This window comes from Pigmentibacter ruber (assembly GCF_009792895.1).
Taxonomy (GTDB): Bacteria; Bdellovibrionota_B; Oligoflexia; order Silvanigrellales; family Silvanigrellaceae; genus Silvanigrella; species Silvanigrella rubra.
On record NZ_WSSC01000005.1, the window covers coordinates 117403 to 141309 of the forward strand.

A 23907-nucleotide genomic window follows, 5' to 3' on the forward strand; every position below is an offset into this window, starting at 1 on the left:
AAGCAAAATCATTAAAAATTCAAAAAGGAAAACCTCTAGATTAATTTGAATCTTTTTCAGTCGCAAGCCACTTATCATCAGAATCTTCTAAGATAATTGAAGCAAATTGTGATGAATATTCAGAGTCAGATTTTAACGAAGCAAAATCTGAATCAAATCTTGCAAGTTCAATTAGTTTTTTATCTTCAATAAGTGCAAGTTTCAAGTTTTGTAAAGCTTCACTTTTTTTTCCAAGTAGGGCAAGCATACAAGCTTTATTGTAGATGTAAATAGCAGTATTTGGCTTTATTTTAAGAGCTGTTTCAAAATCATTTAGTGCATTTAAGTAATCTGTTTTTTTATAGTATGAAATCCCTCTCTCTGCGAAAATATCATCCTTCGATTGATCTAGTGCAATAGCTTTACTGAACATATCTATAGAATCATCATAGCGTTTCTGGTTTCTGAAAATTTCTCCAAAAATTGTGTAAGATAAAGAGAAATTAGGTTGTTCTTTTATTAAATATTTCAGAGCATTTTCTACAATATATAATGCATTTTGTTTTTTATATTCTGTAACTAATGAAACAAAGAACTGTTTGTTTTCATAAGCTGTTTCAGCTGAGTAAACAGCAGCAGTTGCTGCGTCGGAGTGATTTTTGTTTTTAAAGTGAGCCATTGACATATGCGCATAAACTAACGAGAAAGCGGTTTTATTTATATAGGTATGTTTACTTAGAGTTGCTAAAAGTTTATTTAAATTATCAAGAGACATTTTATACTTATTTTGTAAACTATATTGCATTACAGCTAATTGTAATCTAGATTCAATATCATTACCTAATGCAATGGCTTTTTCAAATGCATATGATGCCATTTCAAAATTTTTCAGCATAAGATAGGATAAAGCTGTTTTATGCCATAACCATCTATCAGGATAATTTTCTGAAAATTCTTTTAACATACTTGCAGAAATTTCTGGTTGATAGAGTTTTGTAAAAGCTATGGCCACTGATTGAGAAATATCATCAGTTGATGCTCCATTTTGTAAAGCAAATTTAGCATTTTCTATTGCTTCAGTTGGTTTTTTTTCAGCAAATAATCTAGCTTTTTCTATATAAGAATCTAAATGATTTGGATATTGATTGAGAGCTTCGAGATATAACTGTTCAGCAGCTTTAGCTTGTCCTGAGTAATATAAGATATCCGCTTTAGCAAATAACACTTTTGGTCTGTTAGGTGCTAATTCGTATGCTTCAGTCACTAGTTCCACACTTTTTTGCAATTCATATGGGTGTCTTAAACCTTGTGAAACCTGGATTTGAATAAGTTTTGAAAGTTCTATATAAGCATCTATGTCATTGGGATTTAATCTTATACATTCTATTAATAACTTTTCTGCTTTATTTTGTTCTCCAGGAAGAGCATTTATTAAGATAGCTTTTGCTTCTTTAAATAGTTTTTTTGCTATTTCAGTATCATTTTTTTGTTGTTTTTTATTCGTTGAATTATTTAAGTTAGCAAATTTCTGGATATCATTTTCATTTAAGTCATTAGCATAAGTTAACAACTCTATGTTAATACTGTTGCATAATATGCTTAAAGAAATAATTTTTTTTAGCAAACAATATCCTTCCTCAGCATGGGTGAATTCTATAAGCGGTATTCTCCCTATTGTGCATATCGACTTATTTGATGAATTATTAAGTTTTGTGTTATGAGGATTAGCTAGTTGAAATTATTGAAATTTTAACCTTATGATCATATTGGCTTAAAATTTCCTAGTATTCGTTATATATTTCATAGAGAGTATAAATGGCTAGAAATATTGTTTTTATTTTGGGTTATTATTTTTATTTATTGCTTGTGAAGACCTGCAAAGTTCGTCTAGTAGGATTTGATAACGTTGAAGAATATTGGCGGCAGAAAAAAAATGTAGTTTTTTGTTGCCCGCATAATGCAATATTAGCTTGTTTTATAGGGGTAGATTCTGTTCACAGACCAAATGTGGTACTGATTTCTAGTTTAAGTCAAGATGGTGAACTTGTTGCAAAATTACTCATAAAAAGAAGATTCGAAATGATTCGCGGTTCATCTAATAGAGGAGGAAAAAAAGCCCTTCTCGAATTACAAAAAGCTGCAAAATTAGGAAAAAGTGTGGGAATAGCTTTTGATGGCCCCAAAGGCCCTCCATTTGTTCCAAAGCGTGGAATTGTTGCATGCGCAAGAGTTGTAGATGGCCCCATTTTTTTTATCCATGCCCATGTTACAGGAAGTCGAATTTGGGGATTAAAAAAAGCGATACGAGTAAATTCTTGGGACAGATTTTTAGTTCCTTTACCTTTTTCAAAAATTTCAGTTCATTTTGAAAAAATCCCTGATAAAACTGAAGTCAATTTTTCTGACGATGAGCAATATGAAAAATTTGTTTTAAAAACTGTAGAAGAAAGAACCACTGAGTTATATAAACATATTTATAAATAAAAATTTTTAATCTGTTTTTTGAACAAAAATTGTTTGAGATTCTTTGTTTTTATTAACAACATCATTAATATCTAATATATAAAATCCTTGATATTGATTAGTTATATTTGATTTTTTAAAGAGAATAATTTTATCTTTTAATTTAATTGAATAATCTATAAGTTGAATATCATTTTTAGGTATTGAAGATAATAATTCAGTAAGAGAACCAGTCTCAATAACAGAATATTTAGTTGTATCTAGTATGTCATAATTACCATCTTTTTTTAGAAAGTATAGTTCATCATTATTAGATTTAGGAACTATAAACGCACTAAAAACATTGTTTACATAATTTTTATCAAGAGTTTTTTCAATTAAATAATTTCCATTATGCCCAGAATATGTCCCACTAATTACACTTGAAGCTTTAAGAATGTTTCCATTATCATCTATAAATCGAATATCCCAAATACCATTCCAAATATTCCCAATTTGATTAATACTATTTTTATTTTCACCAAATGCGAGGAGTTTTTTACCTGAATTAAAAGCATCAGTAGGATTACTACTTATCCAGTCTCGAGCCCCCCAATATTCGTATACAGTACCAAGACCAACAAATAATCCACTTTTATTAGACAAAAGTCTAAAACTTCCTTGTGATTCAGTGAGTATTAATGTGCTATTATTCATTGAACTAAAAGCATTAATAAACTTTATTTTCGTTTTGTTTAGATCAGAAAGTATATTGCAAATAGTAAATTTAAAATTATTTGTAATATTTCCAGATTGAATTTTTTGATCAGAACAATTTTCATTTAATATGTTTTTATTTTCTGTTATTGGTAAAGTAGCTACAGTTATGCTTGATCCAAATAAGTCACCATCTTTTAATCCAAATGTCATTCCAATATTTTCTTTAGATTTTCCGCCAATTAATTCAAGACATTTATTTCCATCTAAATCACATTTAAAGATAGATCCTGTTTTATTATTATCTTGATCTTTTCTGCCTTCAGCACCTATATAAATATAATTGTCAAAAACAATTAAACTAGAGCCAAAGCGGTCTCCATTTTCAAGAATAATTTCATGTTTTTTCTGGTTCTTTACTCCAAATAACTCAATACATTCTTCACCATTAGTGTTGCAACGAAAAACTGCTCCAATATTTTCAGAATTAATTCCAGATAAAAGACTACTTTTTCTTCCAGGTGCTCCTATATAAAGATATTCATTATTTCCATAAATACTAGATCCAAATTGGTCATTATTATTTAAGTTTAAATTAGTTATATTAAACTCTTTGCATTTTTTTCCTGATATTTCGCAAATAAAAGCAGTTCCAGACTCTTTATTTCTATTATTTGCACCAAAATAAATAAATTTTTGTGTTAAGTAAATACTTGACCCAAAATTATCATTTGGCAAAAGTTTGATATCAGGATTTCCAATTTTACCGCCTATAAATTCACTTCCACTAGTTAAAGTAATATTAAATTTAAATATTGCTCCTATATCATCATTTTGTCTAATTGTATTTAGGTAACTATCTCTCCCTGTAGCTCCAATATATATATTATCTTTTGTTGCAAAAAGACTTGAACCAAATCTATCATTTGAAACTAGATTAATAGAACTTAAATTGATTAATTCACAAATTTTTCCTAACAAGTCGCATTTATAAATTGCGCCATTAGATGATTTTGGATCATGCCTTGAGAATTGATCATAACCTGGTTTATATTTTGCACCAATGTAAATAAAGCTTTGATTAGCAGCTACACTTGAAGCAAAATGTTCGCCCTTTAATATGCTGATTACTTCATTTGGTTTTTCAAGATATTGTTGTAAATCCAAATTGCCGCCAATATATTCTAAGCATTTTGAACCATCAACTTGGCATCTAAAAACAGCACCTTTACCGGCTCTGCCTTCAGCGCCAATTAATAAATAATTTTGCATGTCTTGTTTAGGATTCATATCAATTGTAGCAACTGAAATATTAGAAGAACTACCATTTATATTTGATTGTCCATTTTTTAGTGAACAGCTGTATAGTGTAACTGCTCCTATCCATACTGAAAGATTTCTTATACCTAACAGTTTTTTATGGACATAAAACATGAATCCTCCAAGAAAGAAAAGCAATTCTTTACTTGTTCGGTTTCTTTAATGTATAACTTAAGTGATTTAAATTAATATAAAAAAAGGTAATTATTTATAATATCTTAAAAAAATATTCCAGTTATTAATTATGCTCTAAATAATTTTTGAAAGAGTATTAGTTGAGAAGATTCTAAGTTATTTAAGAGATTTTAGTTAATAGTATAAATATTTTATACTTTTTTAAATTTAGCTAAATCTGCTAACATATATATTTGGCCTTGGATTGATTTTTGAAAATCGCTAAGTAACAAACTTTCATTTTCTGAATGAGCATTGGTATAGGGATCTTCAACACCAACTAAGATAGCAGGAATTCCGCCAAAAGCTTCAGTTAGTGGTTGTACAAACGGTATACTTGCGCCGCAGCCTATAAATTGTGTTGTATGTTTGTAAGCTTTTTCTAAAGAACGAGCTGCAATTTGATAAACTTCTTCATTTGGGTTTGATATTGACCACCAATTACTTGCGGATTCTGGTGTTACTTTTAACCTGAATCCAGGGGGGCATACACTTTCAATATGTTTAGTTAGTTTTTGCAAAATATCTTGCGGATTCATATTTGGTACAATTCGAATAGAGACACGAGCCCATGCTGAGTCTTGGATGATGTTACTTACTAGTTTTTTAGAACCACTTTGAATTGCATTAATGCTTAAAGATGGATATCTCCACAACTTTTCAGCAAATTCAGTTTCTTTCGCTGTAAAGGGAAGTCCATTTAGCAATCCAGTTGCTCCGCGAGCTATATTTTCCATTTTTAATTTTGCAAAATTTTCTTTTTCTAATTCAGTTAAAATTTTTAGTTCGTCTAAAATACCCTTGACTTTGATGTTACCTTTTTCATCCATCAAAGTAGATAAAATTTGTGTTAGGGCAAAAACAGGATCAGGTAAAATTCCTCCCCACAATCCTGAATGCACAGGATGATCTAAAGCTGAAACTTCAATATCAACAGCTACAAGTCCTCTTAGAGCAGTTGTAATGCTTGGAATTCCTGAGTCAACATTTGCGCAATCTGTTACGATAATGCTATCTGCTTTTAATTTTTCTTTATGCGTTCGTACAAATTGTCCCAGATTATTACTACCTATTTCTTCTTCTCCCTCAATGATAACTTTTACATTAACAGGAAGTTCGCCTATTGTTTTTAAATAAGCTGAAATAGCGGCTGTATGTGCAATAATGCCTGCTTTATCATCTGCAGTTCCCCGACCAAAGAGTCGACCATTTCTTTCTGTAGGAATAAATGGGTTTGAATTCCATTTTTCTTCACGCCCTGGTGGTTGTACGTCATGATGAGCATATAATAATAAAGTTGGAGCGTCTGGTTTATGCAACCATTCTGCATAAACGTAAGGGTGAACATCATTATTTAAATGTAAAATTTCAACATTTTCTAAGCCTGCTGTTTGTAAGCATTCAGCGGTTGCCTCTGCACTAAGCTTTACTTCTTTGGGATCAAACCCCTGTAAACTTACGCTAGGTATTTTTACAAGTTTTTTTAATTCTTCATATTCTTTTGCAATATTTTTTTCGCTATATTCAATGGCTTTTAATGTAGAAGAACTCGGTGCTGTTATAAATAGAGGCTCGCCTTTTTCATTTTTACAACCACAATTTTTTGAATGGATATGAGGATTATTTGTCATTTTTTAAATCCTTTAAATAAGACTAGGAATTTTTTATATATTTTTTTTTAATATTTGCCAAGCTTCATTTAAATATTTCATTGCTTCAGGATTATTTTGGCTGTTTTTATCTGGGTGTAAAATTTGTGCTAATAATATGTATTTTTCCTTGATTTCTTTTAAATTAACAGGTGCTTGAAGATTTAAAATAGCTAAAGCCCAATCTTTGCTTCCACATTTATATTTTTCTGCATTAAGTAAACAATTCTCAAAGTTATAAGAATCATTTGATGAATTAGTTTTTAGAAGATTTTGTATATTTAAAATTAGATCTTTTTTTCTTGCGAGTCTTTCTTGCTTTGCTAATTTTTTTTGCTGCTTTAATTCAGCCTCTTGTTTTTTAGATTGAAAAGAGTCATCGTCAATAAAATCAATATCCATATTGGAAAAGTCCATTCACTGTTATATGTAATGCTAGAACTGAATACCTTTAAGCTTTTTGAATTTGTTCAGCAAATTGGAAAAGTCCAAACTACTTAAAAGGATATCATAAATAATATGCAACGCTTGATATTTCAAGACAACTTGATGGATAACATATTTCTATTAGAAGCAATTTCTCGTATCTCAATGAGCGTATTATTTGGTTTAGCATTATTGGGGTTTGGTTATACGTTAAGTTTAAAAGCTAGAGAAAAAAAGCACTATAATAAGTTCCACTATGTGGCAAGGATTTTCTTTATTCTTGGGAGTGTTTTTACAGTTATATATTCTACTTTAGAGTTCATATTACCAATAAATACAATTACAACACAAGTATATACTTCCATTTGTTTAGTTCTTTCTATTGCCGTCATTATTGTTGATAGAGGCAAAGAAGGATTACCTGCTTTTTCTTTTTTAGTTGGCGCATTAATTTTTTTAATCACAACACTAACTCCATTTTTAGATCCCAAACCATTATATAGAGCTGAATCATTAGACTGGTTAGTTTATTTTCATATTGGCACAGCATCTCTTGGTGAAGCCATTTTTGTAGCTGCATTTTGTGCTTCATTACTCTATCTAAGAGAATATCGAAAATTAAAGCAACGAAAAATAGATAAAAATCCTTCAGCAGCAAGTCTTTCTGGCTTAGAAAAATTGATGGAGCGCTCTTCGCTCATTGGACTTACTTTTATTACTTTTAGTTTATTCTCAGGTCTAGCCTTGATTTTCATTGGCAAAGAAGCTGTTCAAGTTGGATTAATTAAAATTTTATGGGCATTTTTAGTTTGGGGGTGGTATGTCATGACCATCTTTGGACGCAGTCGTTGGGGTTGGCGTGGGAGAAAAGGTGCTAAATTGGCAATTTTTGGCATGATCCTGCTTATTTTGGGATTATTTGGTACAATTTGGCAGTACTTTTGAATTTAGAAAGTTTTAGTTCATTATGAGAAAAAAAGTTTTAATAATCCACACAGGTGGGACTTTTGCAATGGTTTTAGGCAGCGGTCAAACCGCTACAAAACAACATTCGTCGAATCTTCTTGAAAATTTGTTACAACAAATACCTGAGTTAGCTTCGTTAGCAGAGATAGACTTAAAGGTTATTTGTAATATTGATTCTTCAGATGTAACAATAGATATTTGGAAATTATTAGCTAAAACTATTTTTGAAAGTTGGTCTCAATGTGATGGATTTGTCGTTGTACATGGAACGGATACTATGGCATGGACTGCATCTGCACTTGCATTTTTTCTTGGAGGATTAACTAAACCCGTTGTATTTACGGGAGCACAACGTCCGCTTACGGCTTTGCGCAGTGATGCTCGGATGAACATGATCGATGCCGTTGAATTAGCGACCCATGGAATTCCGGAAGTAATGATATGTTTTGATAGTAAAGTGCATAGAGCAACCCGTGCTACAAAATATAGTAATGAACATTTATATGCATATAAAAGCTATAATTCTCCAAAAATAGGAAGCTTTGGAGTAAATATCAAGTTAAACAAAAAGGTTCTTAACTCTATATTACCTGAGGCAAAACGGCATGCACCTAGTATTAATTCTGAAATAAATGGAAATATAACTTCTTTAATGTGTGTACCAGGGGCTATTCCTTCTTTAACTTTTATTGATGGACTCTTATCTTCTACAGAAGGTATTATTATCCAAGGGTTTGGAGCAGGAAACCTTCCTATTTCAGGAAAAATTTGGTTAGAACTATTTGAAAGAGCATTGGACAGAAAAATACCAATTGTTATTTCTACGCAATGTGAATCGGGAAGCGTTGATTTGCAGTTGTATGAAAATGGAAGACGGTTCGCAGCTTTGGGAGGAATTTCTGCTTTAGATATGACATTTGAAGCTGCTAGTGTAAAATTGATGATTATGCTTGGACGAAAAATTCCATTTGAGAAAAGACAATCTTTCTTTGCAACACCGCTTGCATTTGAATGCCAAAGTATTGATTCTATTCCAAGTATTTAAAAGAGGAATGTGATGGTAAATCCACATTTTTTTACCTATTGCGCTGTACATTATAAAACTTGTCCGGTTGAATTAAGAGAAGCCTGGGCATATATTGGTACCCCGCAAAAAATGAGTGAAGTTTGGAAAGATTTATTCCCTTCTACACAAATGGAATTTGTCATTATAAGTACTTGCAATAGATACGATGTTTGTTTTTTTGGCAATGTTACCATTCAACAAATAAATCAAGTGTATTTTAAGCTTTATTCTGAATATTTAATAGAAAAAAAAGAATATTTCAAAAATTTATCATCTAATTATTTAATAAATTATTTACAGTTTTTTTATGACTTAGATGCATTACGCCATCTTTTTAAAGTTACAGCAAGTTTAAACTCTTTGGTTGTTGGGGAACCTCAAATTTTAGGACAGGTAAAAGAAGCATATTTAACAGCTGTCGAATTAGGTCTGGCACATAACCTAGCAGGACCAATATTTAATAGATGTTTTAGAGTTGCTAAAAAAATTAGAACTGAAACTGAGATCGGTAGAAATGGAATTTCTATTGGACATGCAGCAATTGATATTATTGCTAGAATTTTTGATAATATTATAGACAAAAAAATATTAATTATTGGTGCAGGAGAAATGGCTAGAATTACTGCACAACATTTACTCTTTTCGCAAGCTAAAAATGTATTTATTGCAAATAGAACATTTGTTAATGCTGAAAAATTAGCTATGGATTTAGGAAAAGCTTGGCCATTAGATTTAGAAAGTGCATTAGAAAAAATAGATGAATACGATATTTGTATTGCTGCAGCAGGTGGTAGTCAATATCTTTTAGAAAAGAAACATCTGAAGAAATATTCTAAAAAAAGATATGGAAAATTATCTGTTATGGTTGACATTAGTGTTCCAAGAAAAATTGAACCTTCAATTTCTGAAATTGAAAATTTGTTTTTGTTTAATGTAGACGATCTCGATTCAGTTATGGAAAAAAATAGAGAGTCTAGATTATTAGCCGCTAGTCACGCTGAGAAAATAATAGAAAATGAAATTCAAGACTATATTTTTACTGAAATTCAAAAACAAAATTTAGCAAATGTTGGAAAGTTTCATAGTTGGGTTAAGAATGTTGTAGATTATGAAGTAAATAGGTATTTAAAAGAAATTAATAATGGTAAAAAGGTAACGCCAAAAATAATTTCTGAGGCAATTGCTAAAAAAATGGTTTCTATCCCCGCTTTGTTGGCCAAAAATAATATAAAAATAGAATCTGAAACAGAGACTGTAGGTGATTTACTAGAATTTCTTTTTAAACTATCAGAACAACCTTTATTGCCAGGTAATTTTAATAAAGATGAAAATATTTTAAAATTTCCTCTTAAAAACAAAATACAAGAAAATAAATAATTAAAGTTAGAAAGATTGTTTGCATGCTTCAGGAATTTAAAATAGCAACAAGAAAAAGTCCATTAGCTTTATGGCAAGCCGAAACAGTTCAGAAATTATTAAATAATTTAGGAGTTTCTATTGGTTTATTACCATTAACTACGACTGGTGATAAGTTACAAAAAACACAACTTTCAAATATTCAGTTAGGAGAAAGTAACAATCCACATTTAGCTACTGGTAAGGGATTATTTATAAAAGAAATTCAGGAAGCAATTATAAATAATAACGCACATATTGCTGTTCATAGTATGAAAGATCTTCCTGTAACACAAACAAAAAATCTTTCAGTAGTTTCTTTGCTTCCTCGTGCAGGAAAACATGATGTCTTAGTTTTATCTCCTATAATTCTAGCAGAGTTGACAAAAATTGATCCTTCTTTTTCTCTTGAACAAGAGGTAGATTATCTCAAATTAAAAAAAGTCTTATTACAATGTGCATCTTTTTCTAAATTACCAATTGGAACAACAAGTGCTAGAAGACAAATGTTATTGAAAAAACACTTGTCACCAAATTTAAATATTCAGGTTTTACGTGGAAATGTAGATACTCGTTTATCAAGGTTAAATAATAATGAGTTTTCAGCTATTATTTTAGCTGAAGCAGGATTGCAAAGATTGAACTTGTTTGATAAAAGGAAGATGTTTTTACTTCCTATTTCTTTATTTATCCCTGCACCAGCACAAGGTGTTGTGGCGGTTGAATTAAAAGATGAGACCAATAGTTTTTTATTCTCACAAGTTTTAAAAATATCTCACTCTAGTACAGTAATTGAAGCTGGGCTTGAAAGATTGTCCTTGTATCTACTGGGTGGAGACTGTCATTCTGCAGTTGGAGCTTGTTTCGAAAAGGATAAATTATACATTATCTGTGAAAGAAATGGTAAAATACGTGAAGCTGTTATGATAGTGCCATCTTCACTTACTTCTATCTTAGAAGCTCTTTTAAAAGATTCAGATTTTCAATTTTCTTTGTTTTTTGAGAAATTAAGTCAATCTTCTATCGCTGGTGAATTGAAAGAATTTCTAATAAGAAATGATTTTTCAGCTGTTGCTGATTTATAAAAATATTAAAGAGATAATATTGTCATGCAAAGTATTCGGGAAAAAATTCAGATTGAGTGTGGTATTTTAGGAGATAAGCCCACAAGAAAAGACTCATTTTTTTTTCCTGTATTAAAATTAAAACCACTTGAATTTAATTTCTCCTTTAAAGATACTGAATCTTTTGGAATTTGTTTTACTAGTAAAAATGCAGTTGATTTTTTTCTTCAAAAATTTCAAAGTAACATTGATTTAAATAAATTCTTATCTAATTGTTTTTGCATTGGTGCTGTTGGAGAAAAAACAGCAGAATATGTTAAAGCTATATTTCCATCAGCACTTTTGAAGCTCACTAAAAATATTATTTATCCTAAAGACGAATTAGGTTTAAAAAATTTATTATATGAATTAAATAAAATTACTTTAAAAAATAGAAACATTTATATATTTACGGGATTATCCGGAAAAACATCACAAATAATTTCTGAAAATGAAAAATATTTAAAATTGAATCTTTATAGTGTACCTGTCTATGATACAACAGAAATTGATAATAATTTATGTATAAAATTATTAAATGAAATAATTGGGGAAAAAAAAGTTTCAGATGCTGATCTCATTTTTTATGCAAAGTCAGGGCAAGTTATTAATTCTACAATAAAAATTTTGATGTCTTACTTTGAAATTTCCTTGGTTGATAACTTACCAGCTTCTATTTTTTTTATCCCTTGGGAAAAATCGGCGAAAAATGTTTTAAATGAGTTAAAATTAATTGACAGAGATATCTCTTAATGACAATTTTAGAAAGTGTTCCGCTATTATTAAGGAGAGTGGTAACTAAAAATGTGTAAGGTAATCTTAAATTATAAAAAATCTAGGATTACTTGAGGTAATCCAAAATGAAGCAGTCTGAACAAATCTGGATAGAAAACCTTGCAAGGGTAAGTCTAGGAAAAGCATTAACGACATCTATAAACCAACAAATTGTTCGGTTTGCTGTAAATGTTTTTTTGGAAGAGCTGTGTAATAAAATGATTAATTATGCCTCGCATTTAAATGCAATCCTTTCAGAAGTAAAACCAAATGAAACTGTTCAGGTTCTTCCTTTATCAATGCCAAGGACCGGGCTCATAATCTTAAAAGCTGGAGATAAAATGATAATTTCCCAAGTTGGGAAAATTATTCAGGTACGTACCGTTCAGGTGCATGTAGATAGCCAAAGAAACTATATGGCATATGATTTTGAATTGAAACAAAATGAACAAAATGGCATATTTTGGCGTTGTGTTAATGATGGACAACTCGTTAATCCAGAATTAGTTGCACAAAATTACTTAAGTTCTTTTTTGGTATCAGGATGTCGAGCTCTACCCCAAGTTTTAAGATTGGTAGCATCGCATCCATAATCGTAATCAATCAGTTTATCTAGAGGTACATGAGTGTTAAGTCATGAAGTAAAGCAAAGAATTGAAAGTGGAATTCCAAATACTCTTTGCTCAGTAAACGAATTTTCAGGCGGTACGGATCACTATTCTGTAGTAGTAGTTTCTAACTCATTTGAAGGGTTGTCTTCTTTAAAGCGACATCGCATGATAATGGATCTTTTCAAAGAGGAAATGGAGACGGGCGAAGTACATGCTCTTACCATAAAAGCCTTTACCCAAGCACAATGGGAAAATGAAAAAAAATAAAAATATATATTCTTTTGAATGAAGGAGTTGTTAGTATGGATTGGAAAGAAAAAATTGAAAAAGACATCAAAGAAAACGAAATCATGGTGTATATGCGCGGCACTCCAGACGCACCACGTTGTGGTTTTTCAGCAAAAGTAATTAGAACATTAGCTCAACTTGGTAAACCCTATCATGCAAATGATATGGATAGTGATCCTGCTCTTTGGCAAACATTAAAGGAAATGAATAACTGGCCAACTTCACCACAAATTTTTATCAAGGGCGAATTTATTGGGGGATGTGATATATTTGTGGAAATGTATCAGTCTGGTGAATTGCATGAAAAACTTGGCATTCAAAAGTAAATAGCTCAAAAATATTTTTGTGCAGATAAGAAAGTTCAAGCTTATTTTTCTGAAACTTTTTTATTTTAGAATTTCCTGATAAACTCAATTTGCTGAGCATTTATCAGGAGTTTTTTTATGCAACATCATTCTTTTTCGCGAAGTTCTACACTGCCTGTTTCCTGTGAAGAAGCCTTTCAATGGCATGAAAGAGAAGGTGCTTTTTTAAGATTGTTACCTCCTTGGATGCCAGCGGAATTACTTGAAAAGAAAGGAACTATTAAAAATGGTGACTCTTTAACAGTTAAAACCAAAGTAGGAATTATACCAATCACATTTCAAGCACTACATCAAAATTATATACAAAATAAACAATTTGAAGACATTCAATTAAAAGGTCCTTTTGCTTTTTATAAACATCTTCATAAGTTTGATAAAATTGAAGATAAAAAATGTAAATTAACGGATCAAATAGATTTTAGTTTGCCAATTGGGATAATTTCAAATTTTCTTGGACATTCATTTGTAGAAGAAAAATTAAATAAATTGTTTAGTTATCGTCATAGAACGCTAAAATATGATTTGTATTTACATGGAAAATATTCGCAAAAAAAATTAAAAATTTTAGTAACTGGTTCATCCGGATTAGTGGGAAGTACTTTAATTCCATTTTTAACTTCAGGCGGCCATCAGGTTATAAAATTGGTTCGTAGGAATATGGAAATTGATGATACTGAAAAACAAAATTTTGCTGTTTGGAATAGTGAAAAAGGTGAATTTATAAACCCTGAAAGGTTAGAAAATTTGGATGCTGTAGTGCATTTGGCAGGAGAAAATATCGCATCACAAAAATGGAGTGAACAACGCAAGCAGCAATTAATCAATAGCCGAATTCATTTTACGACAGCTTTATGTCAGGCTTTAAGTAAACAATTAAAAAACAAACCTAAAACATTTATTTCTGCATCTGGAATAGGGATATTTGGTAGCAGAGATTATGATGACATTTTACATGAAGATTCCAAACTTGGCGAAGGTTTTTTAGCAAATTTGGCAAGAGATTGGGAACAGGCAGCTAAAACTGCAAATGAGTCAGGAATACGGGTTGTACATTTGCGCTTTGGAACTATTTTATCCTTATCAGGAGGAGTATTAAAGAAAATGTATACTCCTTATCGATTATGCTTGGGTGGTCCATTTGGTACCGGTAGACAAATGATGTCTTGGATTTCTATTATTGATGTACTTGGACTTATTTTATTTTCCATAACCAATGATAAAGTAACTGGAGCGGTCAATTCAGTTTCTCCGCATGCTGTTACCAATGCGCAATTTTCTGAATTACTAGCGCAATCGTTAGATAGACCTAGCTCATTACGTATTCCAGAGCTTTTTGTTGAATCTTTATTTGGTGAAATGGGGCGGGAATTACTGTTATCTGGGCAACATGCAAAACCAACTAAAGCTCTTAAAAATGGTTATGAATTTATCCATTCACAACTACACGACGCTTTTGCTTATTGTTTAGGCGGATAAATTGTACTAGTTTAATATAAATCAATAAAAAGAAAATATGTATTATATTCAATTTTGATTTACATCAAAATTGAATTTTTATTATTCTGTCTTTTATTCTTACAAGCGATAAAAAAAGCTGTAAAAATCTCATGTAAATAATAGATAATATTAGAGTTAAATAGATAAAATAATATGTAAGAAATGTTAACAAAAAAAAATAATTTTTAATTTACAGTAATTAAATCTAATAAAATAAAGAAACTAATTGATTAGTTTTTGCTTATTTAAAGTAAAAGGATTTTTTTACTATCTGAATTAATTCTAAATATAAAATTTAGATTAATTGCTTTTTTTGGAGAATTTATGTTCAAATTATTTGGTCTTTTTATGCTATTATCCTTATCAGCTAATGCAACTACAATAACAAAAATAACATTAGATGCAGGACCAGTTTCGCCTACAGGGCAAAACACTGATATTTATGCAAATGGACAACAGCAAGCTAGACTTTATTTACATGCTTATGGTGATGATAAACAACCTAGTAAAGATGAAATAATAAATGCTCTAAGATTGTATAATAATAATAATAACCAAGAAATTCCAAAGGATGTAATTGAAAATAATTCGCTTTATTCTTTAGATGATCACAATTTTGCTGATGGAATAATTAAACAAAATTTTGCATTTAAGAACAATCTGAAGGATACAGATTGTTCATCAAGTACATTTTGTACTACAGTGCCCATTTATTTTCAGATAAGTAAAGAAACAACTACTCCAATTTGTGCTAAAATAAATGATTTGAGTACTTGTAGTGAAAGTTCTGATACTCCAGTAGTAGTTAATTCTAAAACCCCTGTAGTTTACAGTCCAAAAGATTTTACTGTGAACTGCCAACCTGGTGAGTTGGTTGATGTTGGTCATAATGTAGTGACAGGAATGGAACATGTTATTAAATTTACATGCTCTATTCAATTAAATAGTAGTTCTTCGCAATTACGTTTTATTTCTTCAATAAATGTGACAAATTCAAGTATTCCTTTTCAAAACCAATTTAATAACTATTCCTATACAAAAATAATTAATAGAACAACAAACAAAGTTACTTTTGAATATATAAAACCAGAAGGCATTGATACTCATACTGATTATATTTCTATTACTGGTATAGATAATTATGGAAATTTAATTAATAATTTAACTCTAGATCCTATTTCTACAGCAGATCCTAGCGGTTCTAAAGTAGGTGGATGTTCAGTATTTAAAATAGTATCTCCTAAAGGAATGATTGCAACAAATATTCAAACCACAGAAGGTTATTTAGAATATAATTCAAAATACAATATAATGGCATTAGCTGGAAATGAATTGGCAGCAAATGTCACTCAAAAAATTCCTGGATTACCTGGTAATGTGGTATCTTATCATGAACAAAATTTCTGCTTTCTTGAAGCTGGAGATATTCATACCCATATTGTTTCAAATAGCTACACCGGCGATTTCAATTTTTCAAATATAACTGGTTCATTTGGAAGTAATTTTAGTGGAGTTTCGTATTTATATGGAAATAACCTTAAAAAAATGCCATTAATATATTTATTACTTGATAATGGTTTAGTTGATCAAATAAATTATAGTTCTTTGCAAAGTGAAGGAATAAAAAAAGTAACTAATACTAATTTAAATGGATTAGGGAATTATCTTTCACAAGTTAAATTTTTTACTAGTAATGCTACTTATCAAGAGGCAAATAAAGAATCTAATTATTTCTTTTTAAATGACAATACGAATTATTTAAGCTGTGTTGCTGGTAATTATAATAACTGTAAGACTAGTAACGTTAATAATGATGATCACTGGAAAGGATTTTTAGCTCCATATATTAGTAAAATAAATGTGGCAGTTGATTTTTGGGGTTACTCAGGACTATTTAGTACATATTTTTTCTTAAATGATGGAACATATTTAAAATATGATAATATAAGTAATACTTTTGTTGATGGAGCAAAACCAATTAATGAATCCACTTGGCCAGGTTTAGAAAATTATGCAACTAAAATTACTGCTGCAGTAGCAGGAGCTGATGGAAACCAATACTTTTTTATAAATGATGGAACAAATGAAGATTCCGTTATCTTTTATGACATGAATAATGATAAACTAGCTTCTGATGGTCCTTATAAAATTGGTGATATTTGGCCTGAACTTAGAAATAAACATATTAAATCAGCATTTTTAGTGCCTGGTAATTAATAAATATTTCCAAATATTAAATTAGATTTATAAGGCTTAATTAAAATGAATAAAACAAAGAAACAAGCTCAATTAATTAGATTGGTAAAAATTATTGTAGCTTTTTTGGCTTCAACTGTCTATCTCATAGAAACGACGGGAATTGTATACGCACAAACTAAGAAAATTTCAACTGCTATATTGTTATCTGTTAAAAGTGAAAAAAACACTCAGTTTTCTAGTAATAAAGAAGATAATAATAAAAATAGTAAAGTTAAGGATGTTAAATTAACTGATGATCAAAAAGATTCGCTTGTTTCAAATGCATTTAATTTTAAAAATCTTTATGGATCATCTGTAGATCCTAGAACTGGTAGCTATGAATTTCATGCTGCATTAGGAACGCTTGCTTCAGCTGATGGAAATTCTCCAGATTTTCAACTACAAGCTTTCTATAGTCAAAATTCAAACTCTGATTTCTTTGGAATTGGGAAAGGTTGGAATTTTAATTTAACACACTTCTCATCCAAAAGCGGAAAACTTACTTTAGGCTCAGGTGGGACTTTTAAAGTAAATTTTGATAGATTAAATCAACCTTACTTACTATACTATAAATTATTAAATTTAAGAATTGAAAGAGATCCTGATATAAATTGTTTATTTAAAATTTATTTTAAAGATGGTCATATAGAAGTTATAAATAAACAAGGTTTTATTAGCAAAATAATATATCCTAGAGGAGATATTTTTTATTTCTCTTATTCAAATCAAAATATACTAACAGCAATCAATAATGGAAAAAATTCTATAAATTTTAATTTTAATTCTGGCAATTTTGTTATAACTAGTTTTGATACCTATGGAAATAAAATAAGTTCAGTAATTAATAAAACAAATAATCAGTTAACTTCAATTCAATTACCTGAAATTAAAAACTCGGGAAATAAATATAGTATTGGCTTTAAGTATTCCCTAGATCAAACAACTAATAGCAATCTTTTATATTCTATTTTGTATCCTACCGGTTTAACTGAATCTTTAGTTTATGCAAATATCCCTGTTCCTACAGGAGGGCCAATTCAATATTTAAATGTGGTTAAGACTTGGATTAAGGATCCTGGTTTTGGACAAGGTGCATTGAAAACCAATTTTTCTTATGGAACTTCAAACGACAAAAGAAACTTCTTGGGATTTGCATCAGGAATACCTTTTCAAGCAAATGTTGATAATTTGTATGAACGAGGAGATAATTATTTTTATACAACACGTGAAGATAATGGAGTTACATCAGTAACACACATTTATAATAAATATCATTTAGAAGTAGATAAAAAGATATTTAGTTTAAAAAATAATGTTCTTTTACAAGAAGAAAAAAAATACTACCCTGAAACTTCTGGCAAATCTATTAATGATTCAGATTTTCCTTTAAATTACGAATTACCAATTAAAACAGAAAATATTTATTTTGCTAAAAATGTAGAAAGACATGTTGTTAATACAGCAAATTATGACAACTATGGAAATGAAATACTAAGCACAAATAATTATGGAATTACTAGAAAAACTTTGTATTGTCCATTAGAAGGTAACGAACATTGCCCACAAAGTAATACTGGTTTTGTTAGTAATCCTGAAATAGTTGTAACATATCCAAGTCAACAAAATTCTATAAAGCAAAGCTCTTTGAATTCAGTAAGTCCAAAAGTACAAATTTATACATACAAAAATTTACAACCAATGAATCAAGAAGCTTTAGGATTTTTTGTCTTAGTAAAAAAAGAAAGCGGTTTTTCTAATGTCCAACTAACAAGAAATGATAAAAAGATAAAAGACAATTCTTGGAATATTTTTCAAACAGAAAGGATTGAATATAACGAAAATATGGCAGATAAAAATAATTATGGACTAGAAAAGTCGGTCACAGATATGGCTAGTTCATCTTATTTAAAATCATCATTATTATCAGTTAGAAAAGATATCAGTTATAGTTTTGAAGATAATGTAAGAACTAAGATAGAAACAATTGAACCTAAAAATTATCTAAATAATTCAGTAAATTTAATGCAAGAAAAATCTATTTTCAGTGTATATAGTGGGAAGTTAATTGAAACATCTAGTCCAGCTAAAACGGCTATTAAACAATCTTTTGACGAAATGGGCAGAATTACTTCAGAGGTAGTAGCTCCTGATACTCCTTTTGAGAAAGTGAAAACTTATTTCTATAAAGTAGGAAAAGATGAAAATTCTGTTACTATTATTTCACCTAACGGATTTACTGTAAAGCACTATTATGATGGTTTAGGACGAGAAATTAAAGTTGAATCAACAAATCCTGAGAATTTTTCTAACTCATTTAATGAAAATTTAGTCAATAATTTTATTATAAAATATGATAATTATGGAAGAGTTTCTGAAAAAGATGTTTTTAACTCTTCTTCTAGTGGAGATGAAATAGTCAATAAATCTTTTTATCAATACGATGAAATGGGAAGAAATATAAAAACAATAAATCCAGATGGAAGTAGTCAAGTAACAATATATAACGATGCTTATAGCCAAAACAGTTCAGCAAAATATTCTTATTCATTAAGCTCTGAAAATCAAAAGTTATATACTTCTGTTTCTGTTTTAGATAATTCAGGGAATTTAATTGAGTCAGATATTTTAGATGTAAATAATTCACAAGTAATTTCAAAAAGTACAAAAGAATATGATTCTTTTTCTCGTGAGTTTAGAAATATTGATGTAAATGGAAATGCTTACGAAATAAATTATGACGATGTCGGAAATCCATTCTTGGTGCAAAATCCAAATAAAAATAAGCAATATAGACTTTATGATATGCTTGGAAATGTTGTTGAAACAGGAATTATAAATGCAAATGGTGAAAAGAAATGTTTAGGAAAGAGAGAATTTAATTCATTTGGCAAATTGCTTTGGGAAGTCGATGCAAACAATAACTTAACAAGTTATAATTATAATAATGCTGGAAATTTAGTTACTGTAAAAAAAGCAAATGGTTTTGTCCTACATTTTGAATATGATACTCTAGGTATTAATATTGTCAAAAAATGGGTTGAAAATGATACAAATAATGTATATTCTACTTATTATCAATACGATGCAAAAACAAATTTACTTACAAGTATTCAAGATTTAACTGGAACAACTTTCTATACATATTATTTAAATAAAAAATTAGCAATGGTATCTCATAATAAAGATTCTTCTGTGCCAGGGTTCCAAACCCCTGCTTATTCATTAAATTATAAATATGATAGATTAGGGCAGTTGATATCGTTTCAAGATGCAAATGGAAATATAACTATTTATAATAGAGATATATATGGAAAATTGACAACTGTTTTATTTAACTCAACTCCTGTTGCAAACTATTTATATGATAATTTTGGAAGATTAGTTGAAACCCAAATTTTTAATAAAACAGGAAATAGTCTTCTTGCATCTAATTTCTATAAATATAATTTTTATAATCAACTCATTGAACAAGAAAATAAATTAAATTTTAATCAGACAAGTAATGAACAAATTTATTCATTTGTTAAATATAATTATGTTTACTACAATAATGGACTTCTTAAAAATAGATTACAAACTGATGCAAATAATAATCAAACATCTGAAAATTACAGCTATGATGATTCAAGAAATTTGAAAGAATATCAATGTGATGGTATAAATTGCCCATTTACATACAATAAAAAACAAATTAAAAAAGAAACTTATAATTTTGATGCTTACAACAATATTTCTTCTGTATCTATAGTTTATTTAAATACACAAAAAGAGTTACAAACAAATATCACAACTTATTATTATGATTCAATTAATGCTACAAAACTTTTGAGTTATACAAATTCAAACAGTGAATTTGGAAATAGTAAATTAATTACTTATGATAAAGAAAATCACGTTACTTCAGATGATCAAGGTAATAAATATACATATGATCCTTTTGGAAATATGATTAGTATTAATTTTTCTTCAGGCGAATTTGTCAAATACGGATACGATGGAAATGGATTGCAAGTTTGGAAACAAGCATTTAATGAAAATCCAATTTACTATATCTATAGTAATGGAAACGTTATCAATGAAAAACAAGGTGATTTAACTGCAAGTTATATAATAGGTTTAAATACTATAGCGAAAATATTAGCTGATTCTAATCTCCTATATTATTCATATGATCAGTCGTTAAACGTGGTTGCCACTTTTACTGAAAATAGTGCTTCTGTAGCTGTCATAAATGATCAATATTTTTATTCGCCTTACGGAGTTGAAACTTCGTTAAGTTCGTTGGCTAATTTAAATAATAAAAAAATTAATGTGCATAAGCAGTCCGCAATAGATCAAAAAGCAATTGGTTTTGACGGACAACGTACAGACAGTACATCAGGTTATCAATTTCTTGGAAATGGATATCGAGCATATAATCCTATGTTAAAGCGTTTTATGGCTTATGATTCAGTATCTCCTTTTGATAAAGGAGGAATAAATGGATTTATTTTTGCATCAAATAACCCTATATTTTATCAAGATCCAAGTGGACACAATTCGCAATTACTTGGGTGGTTAATTGGAGGATTGATTGGCTTTGCGACAGGTATTTTAACTGGTGGGTTTGGTGAAGGAGCTGGTGCGGTTGTAGCAAGCCTTATTGCAAATTCTATTGCATCTGCTGGTGCATCGATTGTTACTGATGTTGTAAATGGTGAAAAAATTAATTGGAAAAGTGTTGCAATAGGTGTTGGTATCGGTTTAGCAGCTGATGGTTTAGGATACGGTTTAGGTAGAGCTGGTGCAAAAATATTAGCAGAAGCTCCTAAAGATAAAATAGAATTTGCTCCAAATATGTTGGGTTATACAGAGAAAAGTGCGGCATCTTTACAACAGATGACTAAAAAATTTGAATCAGAGCAAGGATTAGAACATTATTTCTATTCAGATATTCAAGCTGCTGAAGGTATTAGTCCCATTAGAGCTCAAGAAGCAAAATATGGTTGTCAATCGCAGTATTTAACTGGTGGAGAATTTGATCCGCGAATGGGTTATACAGAGCAAGAATTTAATCAATTAAATTCTGGTCAGATGGAAGATTTATTTGCATTGCGCGGAATAAACTGGAATACTTCGTATATTGCTAAAAATGATTATATTCAAAAAACACCCATGCATTTACTGCAAAATATTCCTGATTTTATTGTTTCTCCTGAATTTACCAGGCAAGAATTTCAAAAATACTTTAATCATGAACCTGATATCCAAGCGTTTGCGCTATTTATGAAGGATTTTAATAAAAGATTAAATAACGTAACAGAAAATTAACAAAATAAAAAAAGAGAGTTTAATTGCCGTAACATCTAAACTCTCTTTTTAAGGTCAAGAATTAATTATTAAAAAGCATAAGCCATAGTTAAATAAGTTTTAGTTGAGCTCTTTTTGTTTACTACGCCATTAGTATCTGCATAAATATTTGTATCAGCACTATTAAACTCAAAGTTAACTGCTGTTTCAAAAGTATTTACCCCATATCCAACAGAGGCGGCAAATTGAGAAGCATTGTAATCTTGAGAAGTTGTTTTGCTTCCAAATGTTATGTTAGCCATCGCATAACTGATGGCATAAGTAATAAAGTCACCTTTTTGAAGCATCCCTGTTAGATAATTGGAAGAGTCGGCTGCAATACCTAAACCTGCTAAAGTGGCATTTTGAGAATCATCAGTTGCAGTATTGGTATAATTAAAGTCACTACCGCTTTTAGCAGCAGTTTTTGTACGACCAATATTTTCATTTTCATACCAAGCTGAAACACCATTACCAGAGATAACTCCTTTTCCACCAAACACAGCAGCGTTATTATATAGTAAGGAAGCTTCAATATGAGTAACATCTTTTGCTTTTGTTAAATTCCCATTAGAGTCTTGATCTGTTGGAGCGTTACCTTGGCTACCAATATAAGCCTTTGCTTTTACAAAGTGGTCTTCTTCAAAATTTACAGTTGCAGCTAAATGGCCTGCAATACCCATAGATTGGCTAAAGGAGTTATTTCCCCAATTTGCTTGTTTAGTTGTGGTAGTAGCATCTCCCCATCCTGTGTATCCACCACTTTGATTGTTAGTTGACGGATATGGGTTATTTGTAACAGCTATAATATTGTTGAAACCACCAACACCAAGTTCTATATTTGCTGATTTGCCAAAGACCATTGCTTGTTTTAAATAGGCCCCATCTTGACGGCCGTAACCTGTTGGTGTCCACGTCGTATCAGGTGCTGCGGTTGTGTCGCCACCACCAATGCGAATACCGCCTAATGATATTGTTGTTGTAAATACGTTTTGATCAGCTTTTAGTGTAAGTACATCCAAATTTAATTGAGCACGGCGAATTGTAACTTCTCCGTTACCATTATCACCAGAAGTTACTTGCGTAGTTTGACCATTTGAAGTCGTGCTAGAAACTGTTTGAGTTGATGACTTGTTGCCGGCAAGTTGAACTTCCACTTGTCCGGAAGCAATACCGCCTGAAACATTTACACCAAGACGCACTTTTGATGCAGAAAAGTCTGGTGCACTAGAACGTTGGGAGTCATTAAAGTTTGCGTTTAACTGAACTAAACCAGCAAAAGCAATTTTATTTTCAGTGACATCTTTTTTTTGCATTTCTTTTTTTAGAAAATCTATTTGTTCTTGCGAGAATAAAGTACCACCTGTAGTGTTAGATGCGTCTGCTACTTTAATTTCTTTATTTTCAGTAGATTTATTTTCTTCAGCAAAAGCGGAATTTCCTGCAACAGCTAAAGCGGAGATAGCCATACAATGAATAACAGATCTTTTCACAAATTACTCCTTTAATAGAAACAAGCTTGTCTGAGTGTAATAATAATCAAAACATTATCCTAAAATGACAACTTTT

The 23907-nt window shown here is 30.1% G+C and carries 17 protein-coding genes; 12 read left to right on the forward strand and 5 right to left on the reverse strand.

What is annotated here, in order from left to right:
• Positions 1–40: 40 nt before the first annotated feature.
• Positions 41–1603 (reverse strand): tetratricopeptide repeat protein, encoded by a 1563-nt coding sequence (locus GOY08_RS14230; RefSeq protein ID WP_158999591.1) that lies wholly within the window; start codon positions 1601–1603, stop codon positions 41–43.
• Positions 1604–1794: 191 nt separating this feature from the next.
• On the opposite strand from GOY08_RS14230, the gene GOY08_RS14235 reads away from it, so the two are divergent.
• Complete coding sequence (locus tag GOY08_RS14235; RefSeq protein WP_158999592.1) at positions 1795–2463, forward strand: lysophospholipid acyltransferase family protein; 669 nt, start codon at positions 1795–1797, stop codon at positions 2461–2463.
• Positions 2464–2469: 6 nt separating this feature from the next.
• Here GOY08_RS14235 and GOY08_RS14240 read toward each other — a convergent pair whose 3' ends face one another.
• From GOY08_RS14240 to GOY08_RS14250, 3 genes are all read right to left on the reverse strand, one after another.
• Complete coding sequence (locus tag GOY08_RS14240; RefSeq protein WP_158999593.1) at positions 2470–4572, reverse strand: hypothetical protein; 2103 nt, start codon at positions 4570–4572, stop codon at positions 2470–2472.
• Positions 4573–4784: 212 nt separating this feature from the next.
• Entirely contained in the window at positions 4785–6263 is a 1479-nt protein-coding gene (locus GOY08_RS14245; protein ID WP_158999594.1) for a M20/M25/M40 family metallo-hydrolase, read from the reverse strand.
• A gap of 33 nt (positions 6264–6296) precedes the next feature.
• Positions 6297–6683, reverse strand: a complete 387-nt coding sequence (locus GOY08_RS14250) for a J domain-containing protein (RefSeq protein ID WP_158999595.1) — start codon at positions 6681–6683, stop codon at positions 6297–6299.
• A gap of 117 nt (positions 6684–6800) precedes the next feature.
• Between GOY08_RS14250 and ccsA the strand changes: the two genes are divergently transcribed.
• From ccsA to GOY08_RS14305, 11 genes are all read left to right on the forward strand, one after another.
• A complete protein-coding gene (ccsA, locus tag GOY08_RS14255) occupies positions 6801–7652 on the forward strand; it encodes a cytochrome c biogenesis protein CcsA (RefSeq protein WP_158999596.1) in 852 nt (283 codons plus the stop codon).
• Between the two features lie 22 nt (positions 7653–7674).
• Positions 7675–8718 carry an asparaginase gene (locus GOY08_RS14260; RefSeq protein WP_158999597.1) on the forward strand — a complete coding sequence of 348 codons (1044 nt, stop codon included), beginning with the start codon at positions 7675–7677 and terminating at the stop codon, positions 8716–8718.
• A gap of 12 nt (positions 8719–8730) precedes the next feature.
• Complete coding sequence (hemA, locus tag GOY08_RS14265; protein ID WP_158999598.1) at positions 8731–10116, forward strand: glutamyl-tRNA reductase; 1386 nt, start codon at positions 8731–8733, stop codon at positions 10114–10116.
• A 23-nt stretch (positions 10117–10139) separates the two neighbouring features.
• Entirely contained in the window at positions 10140–11219 is a 1080-nt protein-coding gene (locus GOY08_RS14270; RefSeq protein ID WP_158999599.1) for a hydroxymethylbilane synthase, read from the forward strand.
• A gap of 24 nt (positions 11220–11243) precedes the next feature.
• Positions 11244–11990, forward strand: a complete 747-nt coding sequence (locus GOY08_RS14275; protein ID WP_158999600.1) for a uroporphyrinogen-III synthase — start codon at positions 11244–11246, stop codon at positions 11988–11990.
• A gap of 107 nt (positions 11991–12097) precedes the next feature.
• Complete coding sequence (locus GOY08_RS14280; protein WP_158999601.1) at positions 12098–12604, forward strand: hypothetical protein; 507 nt, start codon at positions 12098–12100, stop codon at positions 12602–12604.
• Positions 12605–12637: 33 nt separating this feature from the next.
• On the forward strand, positions 12638–12889 hold the full coding sequence (locus GOY08_RS14285) for a BolA family protein (protein ID WP_158999602.1): 252 nt from the start codon (positions 12638–12640) through the stop codon (positions 12887–12889).
• Between the two features lie 35 nt (positions 12890–12924).
• Positions 12925–13236 carry a Grx4 family monothiol glutaredoxin gene (grxD, locus tag GOY08_RS14290; protein WP_158999603.1) on the forward strand — a complete coding sequence of 104 codons (312 nt, stop codon included), beginning with the start codon at positions 12925–12927 and terminating at the stop codon, positions 13234–13236.
• Positions 13237–13353: 117 nt separating this feature from the next.
• The gene (locus GOY08_RS14295; RefSeq protein WP_158999604.1) at positions 13354–14751 is read left to right on the forward strand and encodes a TIGR01777 family oxidoreductase; all 1398 of its coding nucleotides are present in this window, start codon (positions 13354–13356) and stop codon (positions 14749–14751) included.
• Positions 14752–15096: 345 nt separating this feature from the next.
• The gene (locus GOY08_RS14300; protein WP_158999605.1) at positions 15097–16989 is read left to right on the forward strand and encodes a hypothetical protein; all 1893 of its coding nucleotides are present in this window, start codon (positions 15097–15099) and stop codon (positions 16987–16989) included.
• Between the two features lie 45 nt (positions 16990–17034).
• Entirely contained in the window at positions 17035–22320 is a 5286-nt protein-coding gene (locus GOY08_RS14305) for an RHS repeat-associated core domain-containing protein (RefSeq protein ID WP_158999606.1), read from the forward strand.
• A gap of 68 nt (positions 22321–22388) precedes the next feature.
• Here GOY08_RS14305 and GOY08_RS14310 read toward each other — a convergent pair whose 3' ends face one another.
• Positions 22389–23831, reverse strand: a complete 1443-nt coding sequence (locus tag GOY08_RS14310; protein ID WP_158999607.1) for a hypothetical protein — start codon at positions 23829–23831, stop codon at positions 22389–22391.
• Positions 23832–23907: the final 76 nt, after the last annotated feature.